Consider the following 22,843-nt stretch of genomic DNA (forward strand, 5'->3'; position numbering starts at 1 on the left):
CGTCGCCGCCACCACAAGGAATTTCACCATGCACACTGCTCCTGCCCTCTATCGCCCACTCGACCGCCTCGGCGGCTGGATCGCCCTGCTCAGCCTGCGCGTGTTGCTGGCCTGGGAATTCTTCGAAGCCGGCCTGGAAAAATGGAACGGCGAAAACTGGTTCGCCAGCATCCAGGGCGCCTTCCCGTTCCCCTTCAACCACCTGCCCAGCGGCCTGAACTGGGAACTGGCCATGTGGGCCGAACTGCTCTGTGCCATCGCGCTGCTGGTCGGCCTGGGCACGCGGGTTTCAGCCCTGGTGCTGATCGTCGTCACCGTGGTCGCCACCGCCGCCGTGCACTGGCCCGCCGACTGGTCCAGCCTCGCCGAACTGGCCCAGGGCTACGCCATCACCAACAAGGGCTACGGCAACTTCAAACTGCCGGTGATCTACCTGGCCATGCTCCTTCCCCTCGTTCTCAGCGGCCCCGGCAAACTGAGCCTGGACGCGCTGGTGCAGCGCCTCTACCGGCGCGGGCGCTAACCCCCAGGCGGACGCAGTGTGTAGGGTGGACAACGCGAAGCTTGTCCACCACTGACCAGCATCGCTGCGGACGCAGAGCGTCCGGATGCTTTCCCCCTGTAGGAGAGGCCTTGGCCTCGAGCTCGACGGCCTGCGGCACTCGATAATCTGTCGGCAAAGTGAAAAGCTCGCGGGCAAGCCCGCTCCTACAGGGACGCAAAGCGTCCCGGATGCATTCCCACGCGGAGCGTGGGAACGATCAAACCTATACCTGATGGCTCCCACGCTCTGCGTGGTAGCCGATCCCGTGACGCTCCGCGTCACCAGCGGTACAACTGCCTACAGATATCCCCTGATTGACGCAGTTCGTAGGGTGGACAACGCGAAGCTTGTCCACCACCGGCCAGCATCGCTGCGAACGCAGAGCGTCACGGCTGCATTCCCACGCAGAGCGTGGGAACGATCAAACCCGCAAGCCGTAGCCTGGGTTGAGCGAAGCGATACCCGGGAACCGATGCCCCCAAGCTGACGACTCCACCACAGCATTGCACCCTGTGTGGTGAAAAGATGGCGCCCAGGCAATCCCCCACAAACACACGCAAGGAGCACCCATGCGGCTATTCATCGGCGGGTTGATCGAAGGGATTCTGGATTTCCTGACAGACCTCTGGCTGCTGCGCAAACAACGCAACCGCAATGACCGACCCGAAAACAGCTGGCAGAAGGACGCCACCGACGTGGTCATCCTGGATTGGTGGCTGGTGTTGATTGCCACCGGGGCCGCACTGCTGGGGTTCGTCGTGCTGTTCTACATCGTCGGGTTTTCGTTTGGCATCAGCTTCTTCATCCCGACCACCCTGGCCGCGCTGTACCTGGCGTACCGATGGATCAGACTGACCAAGGATTGAGTCGCCGCTTTCCGCTGGTTCCCACGTTCCGCGTGGTAGCCGACCCCGTGGCGCTCCGCGTCACCAGCGGTACACCTGCCTGACAGATATCCCTTGGTTGACGCAATTCGTAGGGTGGACAACGCGAAGCTTGTCCACCACCGGCAAGGATCGCTGCGGACGCAGAGCGTCCGGGGATGCGTTCCCACGCAGAGCATGGGAACGATCAGATAGGGCGCGCCCCGTAGGAGCGGACTTGTCCGCGAGCTCGATGGCTTACGCCTCACCACCGCCATGGCGGCCGAACGAAAAGTTCGTAGGGTGGACAACGCGAAGCTTGTCCACCACTGGCAAGCACCGCTGCGGACGCAGAGCGTCCGGGGCTGCATTCCCACGCAGAGCGTGGGAACGATCAGATAGCGCGCGCCCCGTAGGAGCGGACTTGTCCGCGAGCTCGGCGGCTTACGCCCCACCACCGCTGTGGCGGCCAAACGAAAGGCCCGTAGCCTGGGTTGAGCAAAGCGATACCCGGGATCGATGGTGCCCACGCAGAGCGCGGGAACGATCAAAACGAAAAGCTCGCGGACAAGTCCGCTCCTACAGATGGGTGCCCGTCAGGCAACCGCATTTAAGCCACCCGATACAACGGATGCTCGACCCGCACGCCCACGCCAATCACCCCTTGGCCATGCAGCTGCTGCAACAGGCCCAGGCCGTTGGCCATGAAGGCCTCCAGATCCGCAGCCTCGGCCTCCGCCGCCAAACCATGCAAGTGGCTGCGCCCTTCCAGCTCGGGAAACTGGGTAATGCGCTCCAGCAACCGCCAGGCCAGCGGGCTGAGTTCGGCAAAGCGAATGCGCCAGTCCGGCAGGCGCCGCACCAGCAACAGGGTCGGCGCGGCAGGCGGTTCCGTGGGCTGGTAATCCGGCCCCAGGCGCTGCACCGGCCAGCGATAGGCCAACGGCCAGGCCAAGGGCGACACCCGCAGCGGCTGACTCAACAGCAGCTGCGCATCCCCCACCGGCAACGGCTCGGCCTCGGACTGTTGCAACGCCATCTCCACCCACTCGTAATGCGCCAGCTCGGCCATGAACGGCGGCCAATCGCCGTCGGCCAGCCCCGGTGGCTCCGTCGCCAGAAAGGCCACGAACTCCTCGGCGATCTCCCCAAACTTGGGCGTGACCGCGCGGTAGTCGCGCAGGAACACCCGCACCAGCGCATGCCAGCGCTCACGGCCCAGCACCCCGATCAACACCGGAAAGGTGCTGCTCAGCAACGTGTGCAGGTTGTTGAAAATCAGCTCCCGGTAGACCGCCACCCGCGCCCGATTCATCCCCGCCGGCGGCGGGCAATGCTCCGGGTCGCGCAGGTAGCGGGTCAGCGCCTGTTGCTGCTCGTGCAGCGTTGCGGTCGACCTAGCCATGGGCAGCCTCCGCCTCGCGTTGATGCCGGCGAATGGTCTGCAACTCGGCAACCAGCACCTCGAATGCCGGGAAGTTGAAGTCCCGCTCCAGCAGCGTCGGCACCACGCCGAAACGCCCGTAGGCCGTGGCCAGCAGCGACCACACGGCAGGCTTCACCGGCGCGCCGTGGGTGTCGATCTTCAGGTCATCGGCCTCGTCGTAATGCCCGGCGATGTGCATGCCCACCACCCGATCGGGCGCCAGCCCGGCGAGAAAGGCATGGGGGTCGAAGCGGTGGTTGATCGAGTTCACGTAGACGTTGTTAACGTCCAGCAGCAGGTCGCAATCGGCCTCCTGCAGCACGGCATTGGTGAAGGCCAGCTCGTCCATGTCCTGCCGGGGCGCGGCGTAGTAGGACACGTTCTCCACCGCCAGGCGACGGCCGAGAATGTCCTGGACCTGGCGAATGCGCGTGGCCACATGGTGCACCGCCTCCTCGGTGAACGGCAGCGGCAGCAGGTCGTAGAGGTGGCCGTCGTCGCTGCAATAACTCAGGTGCTCGCTGTACAGCGGCACGCCGAAATGATCGAGAAACCCGCGCACCTCACGCAGAAACGCCACATCCAGCGGCGCTGGGCCGCCCAGGGACAGACTCAGGCCATGGCAACTCAACGGGTAGCGCTCGGCCAGCTCGCGCAAGGCCGCGCCATGGGCGCCGCCGATGCCGATCCAGTTCTCCGGCGCCACCTCGAGAAAGTCGAAATCGCCGGCCGGCGCCGCCTTCAGATCGGCGAGCAAGGCACGCCGCAAACCCAGCCCGACACTGCTCGGCGCAAGCCCCCGGCTGGGCGCAACAAATGCCTCTTCCCGCTGCACGACACGGTTGTGCTGCATGGCGATCACCTCCTCTGAACGATGGGCAACAGGCGGCGCCCGATGTGGGCACCGCCTTCTCGTCGTTGCAGTTAATCGCGCAGGTGTATCGCCTCTGTGTGCCCGAACACCGCGCCACGTAGGCCCGTGTATCCGGCGGCGGGTTTTATACAGAGCGATACAAAGCCAAAGGTGCACCCATCTGTAGGAGCGGGCTTGCCCGCGAGCTTTTATTCGGCCGACACACCGTTGTTGGGGCAGAAACCGCCGAGCTCGCGGACAAGTCCGCTCCTACCCCTACAACCGCAACGCCGTCTGCCGTGCCTGATGGTTGCCACCCAACGGCGAACACAACCGCTGATGCACACGGCTCAGGAAGCCCACCTCGAACGCCCGCCGCTCCACGCCGGTAGGCAGCGCATCACGCTCGACGATCAGGTTGGCCCACAGCCAGCCGGAACCGTCGCTGTCCAGCCAGGCATTGGCGCACGCCACACCGTCACTGAACGCCTGCTGGCAATCCTGCGGCCAGCCGATCACCGCGCCCTGGTGCCCGTCGTGGCTGACCAGGTGACTGTTGAAGGGCCTATGCATGGCTCGCCCTCCTCCTGGCTTCAGCCAACGCCGTGCGATACAGCTCCGACACCTCGCGCAGCAGCTCGCGGGCGTAGCGGCACTGCTCCTCGACATCGCCCACCAACTCCGGCTGCGCCTGCGCACGCGCCAGGCCTTTGACCAGCTTGTGCAGCATCGCCAGGCGCAACTCGGCCTGGGCCTGCAATGGGCAGCTTTGCAGCGGTTTAACGTTTGAAGGTTTGGGGTTGAGCGGGAATGGAATGATCGTGTCGTCAGACATGGCGCACCTCCAGACTGGAGGTTGAAGACACAACAGATAGCCCAAGGTGGAGCCCTTGGGTAAAAGGGGGATAGCACATAATCCTTATGCTCCTTTCTGCGATTAAGGAGCCGTCACCCACCGTTGTCACGCGGTATTGGGTGGCGGACCGTACGGGGGTGACAAACCGGTCAGAAAGGACACCGGCCAGGCCGAAGCCTGCCCCGCACGGACCGCCATAGATGCACGAAACGGTAGGCATAAAAAAACGCCGACCGTTTAGGGCTATGGCGCTACGCGCCTTTCTGAATTCAGGTTGTCACACCCGGCCGCGGGATTGACCACGACGGGCGGACTTTAGCCCGAGGGCGACAGGAGGTGCAAGGTGAAGATGTAACGGCGTGGCGGGTCAGCCGAAGTGCTCGCGGAAGCTGGCTCGAAAGTCCAGAGGCTTCAAATAGAGGTGATTCGACAGATCGCCACGCAGAATGAAAAGCTTCGGGTCGGCCCGCAGTTGGAACACGCGGTAGAGGTAAAACTGCTCCTGCGCCTCCTTCGAAAACTCCAGTTCGTTGTGGCTAACCACGAACGATGAGGCAATCCCGCTGTTGGTGGTTTTGACCTCAATAAAACGGTGCTCTGCTTCGTTCTCGAACGACAGAATGTCGTAGCCAGCCCCATCCCCTCGCGTGTCGGAAATCCACTCCAAACGCTGGAATAACTCAGGCCGCCCCTGCTCCTGCAAACGCTGCTGTTCGTAGCCGATCACCCACTCTTCGCCCAGACGACCCAGCTTGCGATTGGCTTCGTCGCGTGCAGCGTAATCGAGCTTGCGCGGTAAACGCTGGCGGCCTGCGGCGGGAACAGCAAGCGCTTGTCGCGCCTCACGGGCCGGGGAATCGACCAGAACAGCCGAATAGGTTTTCTGCTCCGGTGCTTTCGCTTCTTCCAACGAATCGACGATTTTCTTGAGCGCGCCACCGTGTGTATCGAGGTACGACTGCACCGATTTGCGCAGCAGCAGCTGGCTGTTGCCACGCGGTTTGTAGCCCTGAATGAAAGGCAAATCCAGCCCGGCTAACACGGCGCTGATGTTCTGATGCTTCAGCTCAACAGAGCCTTTGCTGCGGCCGTTGAGCAGCTTGCGCAGCGCCTCGTTGTGCTCGCTTTTATTGAACCGATGCCCCTCTGCCTCAAGCCCCAACATCTCAAAGTAGTCACGAACGATGGCGTCGACTTCCTGCTGCGACCAGTCCTCGCCAGTGCGCGTCACCTCAAACCCCAGCGACTGCAACAGCGGCCCCACCGTGTTCTCGCCACCCGAGAAATCCGCCGGCCCAAGCGCCTCCGTCTGAAACTGCATGCCATAGGCAACCCCAGCGATCGCCTTGGAATCGCACAGCTCACCATTACGCGGGTTGCGAACCAGAAAGTCCCGCGACTTCCCAAACCCATGACGCGCCAAAAAGGCTGTCCGCCCAACGCGAGCAAACTCATCCATCGCAGCCTGAACGGCCGCCGGGCTCTTCAACAGTGACAACTTGGACATGACAGAACGCACAGAAGTGAGGAAAATTCCTACACAACTCTCGGCGTAGTCCTAAGTGAAATCAAGCCCGAAGGCATGCATTAAGAATCGCACACGCTAGCCGCACAAGGCTTGACCCAGCAATTGCTTGCCACTGATATGCCATTACGCTTTACCAGATGCCCCTACCCCGCTAGTGTTGCGTGACCGCAGTCACGTTTTAACGCATGACTCCAGGGATGGTTTTCAGTAGGCGCACTCCTAGCCCCCCTTCCCTCCTGTCCTGATCGACATGCCTGCATCTGCCTTTAACGTTTCTGATGGATGAACGATATGACGGAGCAATCTCCAACCAGTCAATCTCTGACGGCGAATGAGCGGAAGCTCGTACAGGATTGGGTATTGGAGCTGGTACCAGGAGACGGTACGGCGGTAGGAAACAAGACTCTCAAACAGCGCCTTGAACAGAAGGCAGAGTTGCACGATTTCGCCGTTAGCGACGAAGACTATTGGTCGATTAGAGAGGAGTTGATTACACAAGGCCGACTTCAGAAAGGCAGCGGCCGTGGCGGTTCAGTATTCCGCTTCGATAACACATGGGGCTCCAGTTCACAGCTGGCGAGCGTTGATGAGCAATCCCGCTGGGAAGACCTTGATGACCTTGCGACTGACAGCCCAGAAAGCCTGGAAAAACTGCGCAGCCGCCTTCTCGACCTCAGTGCAAGAAACAGGCTTCTGAATTTCTCGCATGCTCGCTCCAAGCGTTTTGCTCGAATTATCGATGAACTTCCTGATCATTTATTTGAAACGTTGACAGCCGACCAGCCGATGCGTTTCGCGCCGGTCCCTGAGCCGACAGAACGCCAACTCATCGACCACGGCTACCTTAAATACGATGAAAAAACCGGCAGTGTCAGTGAGGTCAAGAAACCTCCTACCGCTGAAATCTGGGCGCAGGTCCTTGGTATGCAGACGAGCTACGAGCTGCCTACCGGGTCGGAGACTCCCGGCGATAAGCATGCCGATGACGCAATTCAAACTCTGTATTACCCCGCCGAGCTAGAGTCACGTTTGCAAACGCTGTACGCGCAATCACGACTTTCACTCGACGAAACCGGCGCGAATATTCTCTACCTGGCATTCGGATTCCTTGAATGGGACGAGTCGGTAGTTGGAAAGAACAGCTCGCGCCTCGCCCCTCTCATGTTGCTACCCGTCCGCCTGGAGAAAGGGAAGCTCAATCCCAGAACAGCAACCTTCGACTACGAGGTTCTATATACCGGCGAAGACATCCTTACCAATCTGTCACTCCGGGAAAAATTACGCCGCGATTTTGGCATTGCACTACCTCGCATTACCGAAGATCTCCTGCCAGAAGAATACTTCGCTCGCGTACGGGAGACCGTTCTCGAAGTAAAACCGGACTGGGAGCTTCACCGCTTCGCCTCGTTGGGATTGTTCGAATTTGGCAAGCTGATGATGTACCTGGATCTTGAGCCAGGCAAAAACCAAGTTCTACTCCAAAGCAGCCTCGTACAGAGGCTGATTGGCCTAGCCGATAGCGAACGCCCCGATTCTGCTATCAACGGCTTCAGCGACGAGCACGCCATCGACGACCTTCAGGACGTACACCTGAACTACCCGCTGATTGATGACGCAGACAGCTCACAACACAGTGCATTGGTCGATGTAATCCGTGGCGAAGACCTGGTGATCGAGGGGCCACCCGGCACAGGTAAGTCACAGACCATTACCAATATGATCTCCGCAGCCATGGCACAGGGCAAAAAAGTGCTATTTGTTGCGGAAAAACGTGCTGCGTTGGAGGTTGTTAAAAACCGACTCACACGCGCCGGTCTGGGAGAGTTCTGCCTGGAGCTACACAGCCATAAAAGCCAAAAGAGCGCGGTGGCCGCCAGCATTGGACTACGTATAAGCAGTCGTGGAAGCTACCGTCAGCCTAGTCAGCTGAACGACTTGATCAGCAATTATGAGAGGCTGAAGCAGCAGCTGAATGAACACGTCCGGCAACTGCATACCCTCCATACTGATACCGGACTGACTGCTCACCAAACCCTAATGCAAGCCACACGTTTGCGCGAGAGTCTGGCCATCCGCCCTGCTGACTTCCATCCCGCTAGCGCCACAAAGCTGGATAAGAATCAGGTTCAGGAACAGGCTGGTTACTTTGCCCACATCTACAAAAAAACGGCTGAGGAATCAGGCCAGATCGGCCAACTTGAAACTCACCCATGGTTTGGCTGCACCAGAACACAGGTAAACGGGCTAGAACGGTCAGAAATCCTGCTCCAGCTTAAACACGCCATAACCGTACTTGATGAGCTGAGCAGCGTGCGTGTTAAGGCTTCAGCCAACCTCAAAGCAACTGAAGCCGCTACGTTCTCTCCCAAAGCCATGCAGCAATTGGCGAACGCCCTGACCGCAATGCCCATGCCAAAAGGTGATGAGGACTGGGATCTGATCAGCCGGCTTGACGCATCCAGTAGTGAGGCACTTCAAACCTGGCTAGAGGGTATGGACCAGCTGCTACAGCAGCAAGTCACTCTTAACCAAGCTTTGAACTCTAGCGTCCTCGGCTCTCCTGGTGCCCTTGAAACGATCAAGAAATCTTGCGCGCAAATACGGCAACACAATGACAGTAACGGCCTGAAACTGGATGACCTTCTGGAGCTGATCCAGGAGGCCCAAGAACTCATTGATGAAGCCCCTAGAGCTCAGCTACTGATTCAAACCATCACAAAAACATCAGCGGCCCAGTCGCTCAGAACCGATAAACAGGGCATCGAGCAACTGCACCTGCTACTTGAGCTGGTGATGCAAATGCCTATCGCCCTTGCTGAGTGGCGCCACAAACGATTCGAAGACGCTTCTCTGGATAGAGTACTTCCCGAGCTAAGTGAACTTCTAACTGACATCAAACGGCTCGAAACACAATCCGCCAGCGTCTTCACCATCGACCGCCTGCCAAGCCACACACGCCTTGAAGACCTGCAACGTGTGCTCGCTGACAGCTCGTTATTCCGCTGGTTCAAGAGTGGCTGGCGAGCTGCCAAGACCGAAGTCCTTGCCATGGTACGGCCTGGCATCAAATTGAAGATGGCTCTTCAAGCACTGCCAGAAGGCATAGCCTACAGACGTCAGCATAACCACCTGGCAACCGAATCTACCTTTCGCGAGGTGCTCGGCGAGCACTTTAAAGATGAAGGGACTAAAACAGCTGAGCTAATTGCTCTGCGTAACTGGTATAGAACGCTGCGTGACAAGTGCGGGCGCGGCTTTGGGGGCAATGTCTGGATTGCCGAGTATCTACTTAAAGAAAGCCCGCAGGTGCTGGAACACTTGTTAGCCGAAGCCGGCGAACTGAAAGAGTACCTTTACGATGTACTCTCCCATCGCCGTGAATTGGAAGAGGCTATTCCCTTGGACGGTCACCCGCTCAAGTCAGAAGACTTGCTGGCCCCCAAAGGTCTCTATATCCGGCTCATCAGGGAGCTCGGTGGCGCTCTCAACGCACTTCTGCCTTTGATTAACGAGCCAGCGCCAACCACCGGCCGCATACTGGCCCTCGCACAAGCAGTTGAAAACTGGCAGGAGCGCGCTGCGGCCCTGCAGAACAATGCTGAACTGATTGCATGCTTGAACGGTGAAGAGCTGCCCCGCTTCGACAACCTAGCAGAAGCACGTGGCCGTCTGATCGCCTGGCGTCATACCGTATCTTTTGTTCGCCCGATTATGGCCCTGTCGATACGCCACCTGCTGGTGCCTCAGCTAGCGGCCTGCAGCACTAAACAGGCCGAACTGTTGGTTGGCGACTGGAATACGTTAGGTCATCAGCTAGCAGGAGCCCTGCAGACTTGGGAGCAAGCCTTAGCAGGTTTTATCGGCAAAGCCGAAGTAGAACCGGCACGCTGGTGGAAGCGCGTCAATCAGGACGATCTCACAGCTCTCAAACAGCGCCTGCAATGGGCAGCGCAAAATGAAGAGCTGCTTGAGCACTGGCTGGAATATCGCCGCCTGCGTAAGCGACTTGCTGACCTGGGTTTTGAGGCCGTGATCTTCGCAGTCGAAAACCAAACCCTTCCGGCAGAAAAGGCTCAAGATGCCTGCCTACTGGGCTTGATGGATATCTGGGCCAAACAGATACTCGAAAGTAATCCGGCGCTGGGCCAGTTCTCCGGAAAGGATCAGGAGGCCATCCGCGCCCGCTTTGCCGATATAGATAGCCACCTTACCCGACTTCAACGCGAACAGTTGGCTGCGAAAATTGATCAACACAAGGTCCCCGAGGGCAACAACTCCGGCAGAGTGAAAGACCGTACTCAGCTCGCCCTCCTCAAGCACGAGGCTGGTAAGAAGACGCGTCACGAATCCATTCGCTCACTCATGTTACGTGCTCCGGAAGCCTTACAAGGGTTGAAACCCTGCTTCATGATGTCGCCCATGGCGGTCGCTCAATATTTGCCCGCTGGCAAGGTGCACTTCGATATCGTCGTCATGGACGAAGCCTCACAGATGCGCCCGGAGGAAGCCCTAGGTGCGATCTCTCGCGGTAGCCAATTGGTTGTCGTCGGCGATCCCAAGCAGCTGCCACCCACCAGTTTCTTTTCCCGCCAAGGCGGTGATGACAACGAGGAGAGTGACGAAACCTCGCTGGCCCAAGATTCGGAAAGCATCCTGGAAGCGGCCATGCCACTGTTCAAGCTACGGCGGCTGCGCTGGCACTATCGCTCACGTCACGAGAGCCTGATTGCCTTTTCCAACAAAGCCTTCTACGACAGTAACCTAGTGGTCTACCCATCACCTCACCGTGAATCGAACGAATTCGGCGTAAAATTCGTGAAAGTGGCGCGCGGGCGCTTCGTCGATCAACGCAATATTGAAGAAGCAGAGATCGTAGCCAAAGCCATCGAACACCATTTGCTGCACCGCCCGGAAGAATCGCTCGGCGTCGTTGCCATGAACGTTAAGCAAGCCGAACAAATCGACCGCGCGCTAGAGCAACTCGCCAAACAGAATCTCGCTCTTCAGGAAGCCTTCAGCCGCAACGAAGAAAGCGACGAGCCGCTGTTCATCAAGAACCTGGAAAACGTTCAGGGGGACGAGCGAGACGTTATCTATATCTCCACCACCTACGGCCCGATGGAGGCCGGAGGCAGCGTGCCTCAGCGCTTTGGCCCCATCAACGGAGTGGATGGCTGGCGCCGTCTCAATGTGCTTTATACCCGCTCCAAAAAGCGCATGCAGGTATTCGCTTCCTTCACCGCCAGCGACGTGGTTGTGACCGGCCCCCCCAGTCGTGGCGTACTGGCCCTCCGCGACTTTTTACAGTTCGCCGAATCCGGACATATGCCGCAGATCCGCGAGACTGGCAGAGCATCCGATAGCGACTTCGAGGTTGCCGTCATCGAAGCCCTGGAGCGCCACGGTTATCGGTGCGAGCCGCAAGTAGGCGTTGCCGGCTTCTTTATTGACCTCGCAGTACGCGACCCGGGTCAACCTGGCCGTTACTTGATGGGTATCGAATGTGATGGTGCTGCATACCACTCGGCCAAGTCAGCCCGCGACCGCGATCGCTTGCGACAGAGCGTACTGGAGCAGCTCGGCTGGCGCATTCGCCGCATCTGGTCAGTGGATTGGTTCCGCAATGCCAAACTTCAGCTCGAGCCAATTCTTCAAGAACTTGCCGCACTGCGTACCGAACCGGTTATCGATCCAGAGCCTGAACAGGCCGAAGAGCAAGTAATCCAGCAAGTCGCCGAAGAGCAGTGCCAGCAGGCGGAACGTATTTCACAAGAAGGCGGGGCCAGCGTGCGCGAGAAGCTGGTCTATTTGGACCAGCAAATCATCCGCCCCGCGCTTCCCGATACCCCAGACAACCGCCGCTTGCTGCGCCCTGCAATGCTTGAGGCCTTACTTGAATACATGCCTGTAGACCGCAACGAATTTCAACAGCTAATTCCCGGCTACCTTCGCTCTAGCACTGACCCACAAGAGGGCAGATACATCGATGACGCACTACTGATCATTGGCGAAGCGAGATGACGTTGATGAGATTCTTTACTAATAAAAAGTACCATCTATAACGACGCTCGCTAGATTGGCTTTCGCCGCCGCGACCTTTCACGTCGGCGAAAATCTACGAGATACTTTTGAATGAAAACTACTCTTCAGCAAAATAATCGCTGTCGATCTGCTTCACCTCATACACCTGTTTAACGCTGACACCCAAATTGTACTCGACCATCAAACGAGCTAACTCAGCGCCATCAATGAGTACCACTTTGATATCCAGGCTCAGCGCTGCATCACGGGCACCTGGAGAAAAATCCGAAGTGGTAATGAACACGCCTTTGCGTGCACGCTGACGAGTCAGCGCACCGATAAATTTATCGATTTCGGGGCGATGTACTGTCGTGCTCCAGCGCTTGGCCTGTAGATAGATCACATCGAGGCCAAGCTTGTCCTCCTTGATGATGCCGTCGATACCACCATCATTTGTTGCCTGAGTAGCTTTACCCGCCTCCTTGCGTGAACCGCCATAGCCCATGGCCAACATCAGGTCGACCACCAATTGTTCAAAGAAGCTTGGTGTTCCCGCTTTGACTTGCGCCAAAAGATCGTCAGCAAGGGTTCGTACTAAAGCCTGATGAGCCTCGGCAAGCAGTTCGTCTGGCGTTGCGTCGGTGGTGTCGCGCGTACGCAGAGCTGGAGCCTCAACAACCTGTGATTTAGCCGTATGGAACTCTACGAATTCGGGGAATTGCTTCAACCAGGTCACTGTTATACGTTCCGGACCATTTGCCAGCGCATCCCTACCTCGCGGCGTAATCTGCGTCATGCCTTTGGCCGGAATAGATAACAGCCCAGCCTTGTGCAAATAGGTTCTAGCCCAACCCACTCGGTTGTTGATGAACGTCTGGCCAGACGGTACGCGCTCTTTAAGCTCCGCCTCCGTAAGAGAAAACTCTCTGGCAATACGCGCTCGCAGCTCGCTTAACGGTAACGCCGCTCCGTCTTGCACGATAGTCAGTAACGGACGCATAACACTTTGAAAATCAGGGATCGACATCCTGCGCTCCTAATACAATTCCGATTGCTAAACGGCATTTCCATTAGCTGGTCATAGGCCTACATCAAAACCATCTGCAGATTTCAATATTTTCAAGATCATCAACGCGAACGCTCGGCTCTTGGTTTCGTTGTCCAGCACTTCCAGCGAGAGCTTCTCGTGGTCAGTCATGGCATCCAACACGGTGTCCAGCACGCGTTTGGGAAACAGGCCGTGCATCACCTGCTCCACCGAGTGGTTGTTGACCTGCGCCATCACGTCGTCTTGCCGACTGATGCGCTGGGCGATGCCGGTGAGGAACTGCAGCTGGTCGTCATCGTTCACCTCGGCACCGAAGATATCGTTGAGCGCCTTGATGATTTCCGACAGGCGCTTCTTCTCCGGGTCATGCGGCTTACCGCTGCCCACGTCGCTGCCAGGTTTTAGCTGGTATTCGCCTTCTTCCTCGCTCAGGCGTAACTGGTACTCGGCGCGCTTGCTCAGGCGGTAGTGGCTCAGTTGCAGCTCGCCCACGTCCACGTCGTCTTGTTGCAGGCGGTCCACGCGCAGCAGTGGATGCAGGTGCTTGGCGTATACGCACAGCTGCTCCAGTTCGCGGTCCTCATAGGGCACGATCTGCGAGAGGAACTCGTACAGGCGCACAAAGCTCTGCAGGTTCTTACGGAACAGGTCGAGCTGGTCCACCTGCTCGCCGGCCTCTTTCAGCGCGTGCTCGGCCTTTTTCAGGCCTGCACTGTCGCCATTGGCTTCGGCTGTGCGCTTGTAATCCAGCGCATGCTGGCGCGACTCCAAGGAGAAGGCATAGCGCTTGGCAAAGCGCTCCTTGGCCGGCGTGCAGTAGTAGCTGAGCTTGCTGGCGGCCGCCTTGGGGTCGAAGAAGGCCACAGCAAAGGCCTCGACCTCCTGCCAGTGATAGATGCCCTCGGCATCCAGCTTCTTCTGCAGGTCATAGATGATCTGCGGGTCGGTCACATCGGTCAGCTCGGCCTTGGTGTAGTACGGCAAGAAGGCGTCGAGAATGTCCTGCGGCTCGTTGAAAAAGTCGAGAATGAAGGTTTGCTTACTGTCACCGAAGGTACGGTTCAGCCGCGACAGAGTCTGCACGCAGTCCACGCCTTGCAGTTTCTTGTCCACGTACATAGCGCACAGCTTGGGCTGATCGAAGCCGGTCTGGTACTTGTTGGCCGCGATCATCACGTTGAAGTCTTGGGTGTCGAACGCCTTAGCCAGGTCGCGGCCATTTAGGCCGGCGTTGAGCAGGCTGCTGTTTTCCGTCACCTCTTCCGGGATCACCTCATCCGCCAACACGCTGCCGGAGAAGGCCACCAGCGGGTGCACATCGCGGTAACCCATCTGCTGCACATAAGCCTTCACTGCCAGTTGGTAACGCACTGCCTCCTGACGGCTGCTGGCGACGACCATGGCTTTGGCCTGGCCACCCAACAGACCACGGATATTGGCGCGGAAATGCTCGACGATGATTTCGACTTTTTTGTCGATGTTGTAAGGGTGCAGCCGCACCCAGCGGGCCAGCTTGATGCGCGCCTTTTTGCTGTCCACCTCGTCGTCTTCGCCATCCGGGTGGGCGATCTTCCAGGCGGTGCTGTAGGTGGTGTAGTTGCGCAGCACGTCGAGGATGAAACCCTCCTCGATGGCCTGCCGCATGGAATACAGGTGGAACGCCTCGGGCTTGTTGCTGGAACTGGGCGGCAACGTGGAGTCGGCCGGACGGCCGAACAGCTCCAGGGTCTTGGCCTTAGGCGTGGCGGTAAAGGCGTAGTAGCTGATGCGTTCATTCGGCTGGCGCGCCTGCACGGCAGCGTCCAGCAACTCTTCGGCGCTGACTTCTTCCCCTTCCAGCACATCACTGCCGAGTATCTGTTTCAGCTTGCTGGCGGATGACCCGGTTTGCGAGGAATGCGCCTCGTCGGCGATCACCGCATAGCGCCCCGATGCCAGCTTGGGGTACTTGTCCAGAGCATCGAACAGCGCCGGGAAGGTCTGGATGGTGACGATGATGATGCGCGTCTGCTCAGCCAGCGCCTCGGCCAACTGCTCGGATTTGCTCTGGTTGCCGACATCCCGGCTGATCGGTTTGACCACGCCCTGGGCGTGCTCGAACTGGTAGATGGTGTTCTGCAGCTGGCTATCCAGCACCGTGCGGTCGGTGACCACAATCACCGAGTTGAACAGGCGCTGGCCAGCATCGTCATACAGCGAGGCCAGTTGATGGGCGGTCCAGGCGATGGAGTTGGACTTGCCCGAGCCGGCGCTGTGCTGGATCAAGTAGCGCTTGCCCGGCCCTTCGGCACGGGTGGTGTTGATCAGCTGGTTGACCACTTCCCACTGGTGGTAACGCGGGAAGATCATCGTCTCCTTGGTCACCGGCGTGCCGTCGAAACCCTCCTTGGTTTCCTTGTCCAAATGCAGAAAGCGCCCAAGCACCTTGAGCCAGGCGTCAGGCTGTAACAGCTGTTGCCAGAGGTAGCTGGTGGCGTATTGGCTGTCATCTTCAGGCATTGGGTTGCCGGCACCGCCTTCCGCACTGCCGAGGTTGAACGGCAGGAAGAAAGTGTCTTTACCGGCCAGCTTGGTGGTCATCGCCACTTCGTTCTGGCCCACGGCAAAGTGCACCAGCGCGCCGCGCTTGAAGGTCAGCAGCGGCTCGGGTTTGCGTGTGAGCGGGTCTTTTACCGGGCGGTCTTGGCGGTATTGACGCTTGGCGTTTTCCACCGACTGCTTGAACTCGCTTTTCAGCTCCAGCGTGGCGGTGGGGATGCCGTTGACGAACAGCACCAAATCCAGCCGTGGGTTATAGCTCTGCCCGCCGCTGCCCGCCTCACGCGCATGCGGCGAATAGGACACCTCCGGCACCACGCGCAGGCGGTTGCACTGGTAGCGCTTGAGCGTGTCCGGGTTCATGCCGTGGTCGGGCTGGAAGCTGCACAGCTCCACCTTGACTGCCGGCAGCTTGAAGCCGTGGCGCAGCACATCCAGGGTGCCACTCTGCTCCAGCTCGCGTACCAGCTTCTGTACCAGCACATCATCCGGATTATTCGGATTGGCCTTGGCGAACTTGTCCCAACGCTCCGGCCAGGCCTCCTTGAAGTAACCCAGCACATCCTCGGTATACAGCGCCGTGCGCCGGTCATAGCCGCTGGACGGGCCGGTGAGCCAGCCTTGGGCAACCATGGCGGAGATGATGTCCTGCTGGAACTGGGCTTCCTTGCTGTCCGCCATTTAGCTGGCCTCTGCTACGACTGATTCGGGGGCTTGGGTACTGGCTGGTGGCTGCCAGCCACGCACATCGATTTTTCCGGTTACAGCGGCGGAGATCAGGGCGGAGCGGCGCTCTTTTAATAGCTGCATTGACCCTTCCGACTCTTCCATGAGGGCATTGAATACAGATGATTGTCTGTCAATGAATTCAGAAATCGTTGTTTGCTCTTCTCTCGGAGGTTCAAACATCCAAAACTCGATAGCGTCAGCTATGTTGAACTGCTTCTGGGCCGCACCATACTGAACTACTTCGACTTGCTGCCTCACAAGACGACTGTTCATCACAGCACAAAGCCAGTGCGAGTCGTAATTTCCTCGTTTCACTAGCATGACCGAAGCACAATTACCTCCTGCGCACTCAGGCGGAACAACCGCTGTCAAACCGGGGTAGCCCACACGCATCGTTACAATGTCGCCAGTTTCCAGCATCGTCTTTCGATTTTTCTTACTATCTTCTGGCGAAATCTTTCTCGCTTTATCGACCTCAATAAAGCCTTCTTTCACCTCTCCTCCATACAAGAACGGGAGACCTTCATCCGACACGTAATCACTTGGATTAACAACAATTCCCACAGTAATAAATGGCGATATGTTTTTTAGCCGTTTTTTCCCCCAGTGCGCAGGCACCTCGCCCAGCCACTCCACACCGGAGTCCTTCATCGGTACCGTCGGGTCGAGACCTTTGGTGACAGCATGGGAGATCACAGCCTGGCGCTTTTCCTTGAGCAGTTCGATCAGGCGCTTCTGCTCTTCGATAAGCGCGTCGATGCGGGCAGTTTCGTGGTCGAGGAAACGGGCGATTTGGGTTTGCTCTGAAAGTGGGGGCATCGGTACATCGAAGCGACCTAACTCGTCGCCAGAAATCTCAAGGAAGGTTGTACCTTTTCCGCGAATATTCAGTTCGGTTTTTGCAGTCAGCAGAACGTAAGCAAAGTAAGTTGAAAATGCGCTCTCGTTCGGGATAAGCCCCTTACACCCCTGATTTGTACACATCCTGATCAATGCAATCGCTAGCGAACCGATGGGCGCTCTCGTCGAAAGAATTAGGCTGCCTGCTGGCAGCAGACTTGTCCCACAGGAAGCAAGACCCGTATCGGTGATAGTTCTTTTCGATGTATCAAGGAAGAATGAAGTTAGCCCACTCAAATCCGCCGGTGTTACCCAAGCAATATCGCCGTCCCAGTTGATTTCATCGGGCGGAGGTGTGGAACCACCCTCGATCATGAACCCTCTCTTTAGGGGGCTTACCGACCAATGAGCAGGTATAGCGCCGATCCACTCACCACTAGAATCCTTGTATTCCTGATAACTAGGAAACGTCATGCCGAAAGCCCCTCAATCATCTGCTTGATGCGGTCGGTGCAGGCTTTCAGGTCGCGGTCGATCTCCGCAAGCGGGCGCGGCGGCTGGAATACATAGAAGTGGCGGTTAAAGGGAATCTCGAAGCCTACAACGCCCACTTCACCGTCCTGGTCATCACGCTTGCTCTCGTCGATCCAGGCATCCGGCACATGGGGTTTCACTTCGCGCTCGAAGTAGTCGTACACCGACTCGCTCAGCGGCACGTTCTCGTTGTCGCGCAGGCCAGCATCCGCTTCCGGCCGGCCCTTGGTCATGCAGATATCCGCCTCGGGGTCCCGCTCGCTTAAAGCGCTCATCAGGGCTTTTAGCTCCGGCGTGCTAAGGCTGACGCTGTGCGCGGCGAGGGCTTTTTTCAGCAGCTTACTGAACTGCTCACGGTTGCGGTGCAAAACGCTGGCGTCCATCGCTTGAAGGGCAGCCAGCAGCTGTTGCTGGGCGGCGCTGTCGAGTTTCTGCAGGGCTTTTTCTTCCAGCACTTTGCCGATGCGTTCGGCGCTGGTTTGGAAGTTCAGGCGCAGCGGGCGCTCGACGGTGAGACGGCGGTAGCCGAATGCGTCGATGGGAAAAATCTTGCTCTGTGCAGTTTGCTCGAAGCTGCCATACAGGCGCACCAGCTCGCTGATTTGCTCTTCGGTGATGTACTGGCGCTTGCTGCCCAGCGACTTACGCATTTTGGCGAAGTGCTGGCTACCGTCGATCAACTGCACCTTGCCCTGGCGCACGGCGGCCTTGTGGTTGCTCAGCACCCACACATAGGTGGCGATGCCGGTGTTGTAGAACATGTCGGTGGGCAGGGCGATGATGGCCTCGACCAGATCGTTCTGCAGCAGGTAGCGGCGAATCTCCGACTCGCCCGAACCGGCGCCGCCGGTAAACAGCGGCGAGCCGTTGAGGATGATACCGATACGCGAGCCCCCCTCACGCGGGTCACGCATTTTGCTGACCAGGTGCAGCAGGAACAGTAGGGAACCGTCGGACACACGCGGCAAGCCCGGGCCGAAGCGGCCGTTGAAGCCTTTTTCCGTGTGCTCGTCGGTGATCTGCTTCTGTACCTTCTTCCACTCCACGCCGAACGGCGGGTTGCTGAGCATAAAGTCGAAGCGGTGCTCAGGGCCAGCCAGTTGGTCGTTGGACAGGGTATTGCCCAGCTTGATGCTGGTGACGTCCTGGCCCTTGATCAGCATGTCCGCCTTGCAGATGGCGTAGGACTCGGGGTTGAGCTCCTGACCATGCAGGGACACAGTAACCTTGTCACTGATGGACTGGATGTATTCGTCACCTTCCGAGAGGAAGCCACCAGTGCCCGCAGTCGGATCATAAATCGTGACGATGCTGTTGGGCGCGAGCTTGCCATCCTGCCCGGTGATCACCAGCGAGGTGGTGAGGTGCACGATATCGCGCGGGGTAAAGTGCTCCCCGGCGGTTTCGTTGGAGCTTTCCGCGAACTTGCGGATCAGCTCTTCGAAGATGATGCCCATGCCAAAGTTGCTGATGCGCTCAGGGCTCAGGTCCGTCGCGGCAAAGCGCTGCACTACCTGGTACAGCAGGTTGGCGCTTTCCAATTGCTGAACGAAGTCTTCAAAATGGAAGTGCTCGAAGATTTCGCGTGCGTCCTTGCTGAAGGCCTGCACATAACTCATCAGGTCGGCAGCGGTCTGGGTATCGGAAAGGCTTTCCAGGGTGAGCTTGGAGTTATTGAAAAATTGCTGGCCAGCGGCGCGTAGCATATACATTTCGCGCACGTTATCCGGGCGGCCCTCCTGGGCACAGGATTCGCTAATCACCGCATTCTTGGTAGGTGCAAGCACACATTCCATACGCCGTAGCAAAGTGAACGGCAGGATGATGCGACCGTACTGAGACTGCTTGAAGTCGCCGCGCAGCAGATCGGCAATAGACCAGAGAAAAGTGGCCGTCTGGGAATGGTTTTCTGTGTTCACGCAACTGCTCCTAGAAAGGCGTGCAAAAAATCGAGAGCTTACCCGGTTAAGTGAAATACGATCTAGGCCGGTAAAAAGAGGCTAGTGTAAATTTCTGGAGATAAATTAAAGATAACTGTGCCACTAAGAAGCGGTCAGCATGACAGAGATTAGAGGCAGCACCTACAATATTAAGGAGGACAATGCGAAACATCAGTTAGGCCTTAAAATGATTTCTGACATACTCAACAAGCTTGGGCCCCTCAAGCTTATCTGTTGCAGGATTCGTTCTAACATAAAAATCCCGCCCATCAAGGTAGCACGGGATTGCCGAGGGCTTGCAATAAACCCATAAAATTTTCTTCCCGCTAAGATCAACTAACTTTGCCGAAATAAATGGGTAGTACTGCTCACCAATTCGATTTTTCAGATTATTTTTCCAATGCAAGAGGAATCTATCATCACTCCCTCTGTGAAATCGCTGTATCTCATCATTCAAACCTAGGGGCTCTCCGTCATCTGAAACACCGATCAAGAGGTCCCCGCCGCACGTATTCAAGAAGGCGACCACCGTCTTAAAAGAGGCATCTTCGATGTAGCGCGCATTTTCTTGCCTCTTTATATCAAGACCAAATGACGACTTAAATTCTGCCACATCCGCCTCACCCGCCCGAATTATGTTTCTTACTTTATCTTCAGCGGTTAAACCTCCCAGAACATCAAGCATCCCGTCAAGTCTATTATTAAGTAAACTTGAGCTTGTGGGATTCAAGGCTAGTTCACTATCAAATTTTTCAACAGCGCTCTTTAGAAGCTTTAATTTGCCTGAGACCTTAACTATATCCTCCTGCTCACCTAAGCCTGGAAGTGCCACAACAACACGGTCTAGCTCGCCAGAGCTTAAGTACTTTAGCGTAACGCCCTGCATGGATGCATTCAAACATAATGCACCAAACTCTGACTGAAAGAAAGCAACAACATAATCCGCTAAAGCCTCTCCCCCAAGAACAACCTGTATATAATCTTTATGCGACTTCAAATTTGCATCCAAAATGGATGTTACTTTTGGCGAACCACTTTTCTTTAAATATATGGAGTTTTCGCGATGGAATAGTCGCTCCCCGTTTCCACCGTCAATGACCGCTATTGCAAGATCCCCCAGGCTCAAGGAAAAATAATTCTTGTACTGCGACTCGAGACGCTCAATCTGATCTTGCACTCTGAATCGATGAAAATTAATCTCGTACCCGACAATCCCAATTTCCCCGACACCTTTATCAGTGGACGACGGGCTTAGCCAAGAGTCCTCAGCGTAGGGTTTGATCTCGCGTTCAAAATAATCTTCGACCAACTGATTCAGGGGTACATTTACCGACTTGCGCATATGGGCATCAGCAACCAACTCACCGTTTCTGCTCAGCAGTGGTTTGGCACGGGGATCACGCTCACCAAAGCAAGCTAGCACTGCCTTTTCTCCACCTTTGGAAAGCCTTTTAATGCCCGCAGCCATGAGGAAGGCTGGCAGGTTATCAAAGCTTCCTTCTACATTTGCAAGGAGTTCCACCTGCTCAGCCCCCTTAAAGGCCTTATAGGCAGCTAGCTTTATCGGAGTGGCCGAGAAGCTCAAGCGCAGCGGACGCTCGACGGTGATACGGCGGTAGCCTAACTCTGTAGTGACAAGAATCTTACTATTGGCTCCCTGCTCAAAAGCCTCATACAACTTTAAGATCTCGGCAATTTGCTCTTGGGCAAAATATTTGCGCTTGCTGCCAATGCACTTTTGCATGGGTGCATGAATGGTACTGGCGTCAATAAGCTGCACCTTGCCTATGCGGTTAGGGCTCTTGCGGTTGGACATCACCAAGATATAGGTGGCGATGCCGGTGTTATAGAACATGTCCGTCGGCAGCGCGACGACGGCCTCGACCAGATCGTTCTGCAGCAGGTAGCGGCGAATCTCCGACTCGCCCGAACCTGCGCCGCCGGTAAACAGCGGCGAGCCATTGAGGATGATACCGATACGCGAGCCGCCTTCATGCGGGTCACGCATCTTACTAACCAGATGCAGCAGGAACAGCAGCGAGCCGTCAGACACACGCGGCAGGCCAGGACCGAAGCGGCCGTCGAAACCCTTAACCGTGTGCTCGTCGGTGATCTGCTTCTGTACCTTCTTCCACTCCACACCGAACGGCGGATTACCGAGCATGAAGTCGAAGTGCTTGTCGGCCAATTGGTCGTTGGACAGGGTGTTGCCGAGCTTGATGCTGGCCACGTCCTGCCCCTTGATCAACATGCCCGCTTTGCAGATGGCATAGGTATCAGGATTGAGCTCCTGACCATGCAGGGACACAGCAACCTTGTCACTGATGGACTGGATGTATTCATCCCCCTCAGACAAAAAGCCACCGGTGCCAGCGGTTGGGTCATAGATGGTGACGATGCTGTTGGGCGCTAGCTTGTGGTCCTGATTGGCGATCACAAGCGAGGTGGTGAGGCGCACGATGTCACGCGGGGTAAAGTGCTCTCCGGCGGTTTCGTTGGAGCTTTCTGCGAACCTGCGGATCAGCTCTTCGAAGATGATGCCCATGCCAAAGTTGCCGATGCGCTCAGGGCTCAGGTCCGTCGCGGCAAAGCGCTGCACCACCTGATACAGCAGGTTGACGCTCTCCAATTGTTGAACGAAGTATCCGAAGTGGAAATGCTCAAAGATTTCGCGTGCATCTTTGCTGAACGACTGCACATAGCTCATCAAATCAGCGCCGGTCTGGGTGGCGGACAGGCCTTCTAAGGTGAGTTTGGAGCTATTGAAATACTGCTGGCCAGCGGCGCGCAGCATGTACATGTCACGCACATTATCAGTACGCCCCTCCTGGGCACAGGACTCGCTAATAACAGCATCCTTGGTCGACGCGAGTACACACTCCATACGCCGCAACAGCGTAAACGGCAGGATAATGCGGCCATACTGTGATTGTCTGAAGTCGCCGCGCAGCAGATCGGCGATAGACCAGAGAAACGCGGCCGTCTGGGAATGGTTTTCCGTGTTCACGCAACTGCTCCTGAGGCGACATGCAAAGGCGCAAGTTTACCTCGCGCGTCGCAGGATAGTGCCACCAGATGCAGTCAAAGAATCTGTCATCTCAGACTCGGAAATACAGGCACAAA

General features: G+C 57.2%; 13 protein-coding genes and 1 pseudogene. 3 read left to right on the forward strand and 11 right to left on the reverse strand.

Features of this window, described 5'->3' with window-relative positions:
- Positions 1 to 28: 28 nt before the first annotated feature.
- Positions 29 to 523, forward strand: a complete 495-nt coding sequence (locus tag N5C28_RS00100; RefSeq protein WP_279818673.1) for a DoxX family protein — start codon at positions 29 to 31, stop codon at positions 521 to 523.
- 590 nt (positions 524 to 1,113) lie between these two features.
- The gene (locus N5C28_RS00105) at positions 1,114 to 1,410 is read left to right on the forward strand and encodes a hypothetical protein (RefSeq protein WP_279818676.1); all 297 of its coding nucleotides are present in this window, start codon (positions 1,114 to 1,116) and stop codon (positions 1,408 to 1,410) included.
- A 607-nt stretch (positions 1,411 to 2,017) separates the two neighbouring features.
- On the opposite strand, the gene N5C28_RS00110 is transcribed toward N5C28_RS00105, so the two are convergent.
- The 5 genes from N5C28_RS00110 to N5C28_RS00130 form a co-directional block, all read right to left on the reverse strand.
- The gene (locus tag N5C28_RS00110; RefSeq protein WP_279818677.1) at positions 2,018 to 2,812 is read right to left on the reverse strand and encodes a putative DNA-binding domain-containing protein; all 795 of its coding nucleotides are present in this window, start codon (positions 2,810 to 2,812) and stop codon (positions 2,018 to 2,020) included.
- Positions 2,805 to 3,686 carry a DUF692 domain-containing protein gene (locus tag N5C28_RS00115; protein WP_279818680.1) on the reverse strand — a complete coding sequence of 294 codons (882 nt, stop codon included), beginning with the start codon at positions 3,684 to 3,686 and terminating at the stop codon, positions 2,805 to 2,807. The genes N5C28_RS00110 and N5C28_RS00115 overlap by 8 nt, the downstream gene beginning before the upstream one ends.
- 276 nt (positions 3,687 to 3,962) lie before the next feature.
- Positions 3,963 to 4,259 (reverse strand): LasR-specific antiactivator QslA, encoded by a 297-nt coding sequence (locus tag N5C28_RS00120; protein ID WP_279818681.1) that lies wholly within the window; start codon positions 4,257 to 4,259, stop codon positions 3,963 to 3,965.
- Complete coding sequence (locus N5C28_RS00125) at positions 4,252 to 4,521, reverse strand: hypothetical protein (protein WP_279818683.1); 270 nt, start codon at positions 4,519 to 4,521, stop codon at positions 4,252 to 4,254. The genes N5C28_RS00120 and N5C28_RS00125 overlap by 8 nt, the downstream gene beginning before the upstream one ends.
- A gap of 388 nt (positions 4,522 to 4,909) precedes the next feature.
- Positions 4,910 to 6,049 (reverse strand): DUF3883 domain-containing protein, encoded by a 1,140-nt coding sequence (locus N5C28_RS00130; protein WP_279818685.1) that lies wholly within the window; start codon positions 6,047 to 6,049, stop codon positions 4,910 to 4,912.
- A 312-nt stretch (positions 6,050 to 6,361) separates the two neighbouring features.
- On the opposite strand from N5C28_RS00130, the gene hhe reads away from it, so the two are divergent.
- A complete protein-coding gene (gene hhe / locus N5C28_RS00135; RefSeq protein WP_279818687.1) occupies positions 6,362 to 12,091 on the forward strand; it encodes a DUF4011 domain-containing anti-phage protein Hhe in 5,730 nt (1,909 codons plus the stop codon).
- 118 nt (positions 12,092 to 12,209) lie between these two features.
- Here the strand turns inward: hhe and N5C28_RS00140 are convergent, their stop codons facing one another.
- The 6 genes and pseudogenes from N5C28_RS00140 to N5C28_RS00165 all read right to left on the reverse strand — a co-directional run.
- Positions 12,210 to 13,118, reverse strand: coding sequence for a restriction endonuclease (locus N5C28_RS00140; protein WP_279818690.1), 909 nt, complete (start codon positions 13,116 to 13,118; stop codon positions 12,210 to 12,212).
- Positions 13,119 to 13,169: 51 nt separating this feature from the next.
- Positions 13,170 to 16,358, reverse strand: a complete 3,189-nt coding sequence (locus N5C28_RS00145) for a DEAD/DEAH box helicase family protein (protein WP_279818693.1) — start codon at positions 16,356 to 16,358, stop codon at positions 13,170 to 13,172.
- The gene (locus N5C28_RS00150) at positions 16,359 to 17,720 is read right to left on the reverse strand and encodes a restriction endonuclease subunit S (RefSeq protein WP_279818694.1); all 1,362 of its coding nucleotides are present in this window, start codon (positions 17,718 to 17,720) and stop codon (positions 16,359 to 16,361) included.
- Positions 17,717 to 19,699, reverse strand: a complete 1,983-nt coding sequence (locus N5C28_RS00155; RefSeq protein ID WP_279818696.1) for a class I SAM-dependent DNA methyltransferase — start codon at positions 19,697 to 19,699, stop codon at positions 17,717 to 17,719. Before N5C28_RS00155 ends, N5C28_RS00150 begins: the two co-directional genes overlap by 4 nt.
- Before the next feature lie 196 nt (positions 19,700 to 19,895).
- Positions 19,896 to 20,606, reverse strand: a complete 711-nt coding sequence (locus tag N5C28_RS00160) for an ATP-binding protein (RefSeq protein ID WP_347881250.1) — start codon at positions 20,604 to 20,606, stop codon at positions 19,896 to 19,898.
- Between the two features lie 297 nt (positions 20,607 to 20,903).
- Positions 20,904 to 22,727, reverse strand: a pseudogene (locus N5C28_RS00165) (class I SAM-dependent DNA methyltransferase); the annotation flags it as partial.
- Between the last annotated feature and the right edge of the window lie 116 nt (positions 22,728 to 22,843).

It is taken from the genome of Pseudomonas sp. GD03944, from assembly GCF_029839275.1.
GTDB lineage: Bacteria > Pseudomonadota > Gammaproteobacteria > Pseudomonadales > Pseudomonadaceae > Aquipseudomonas.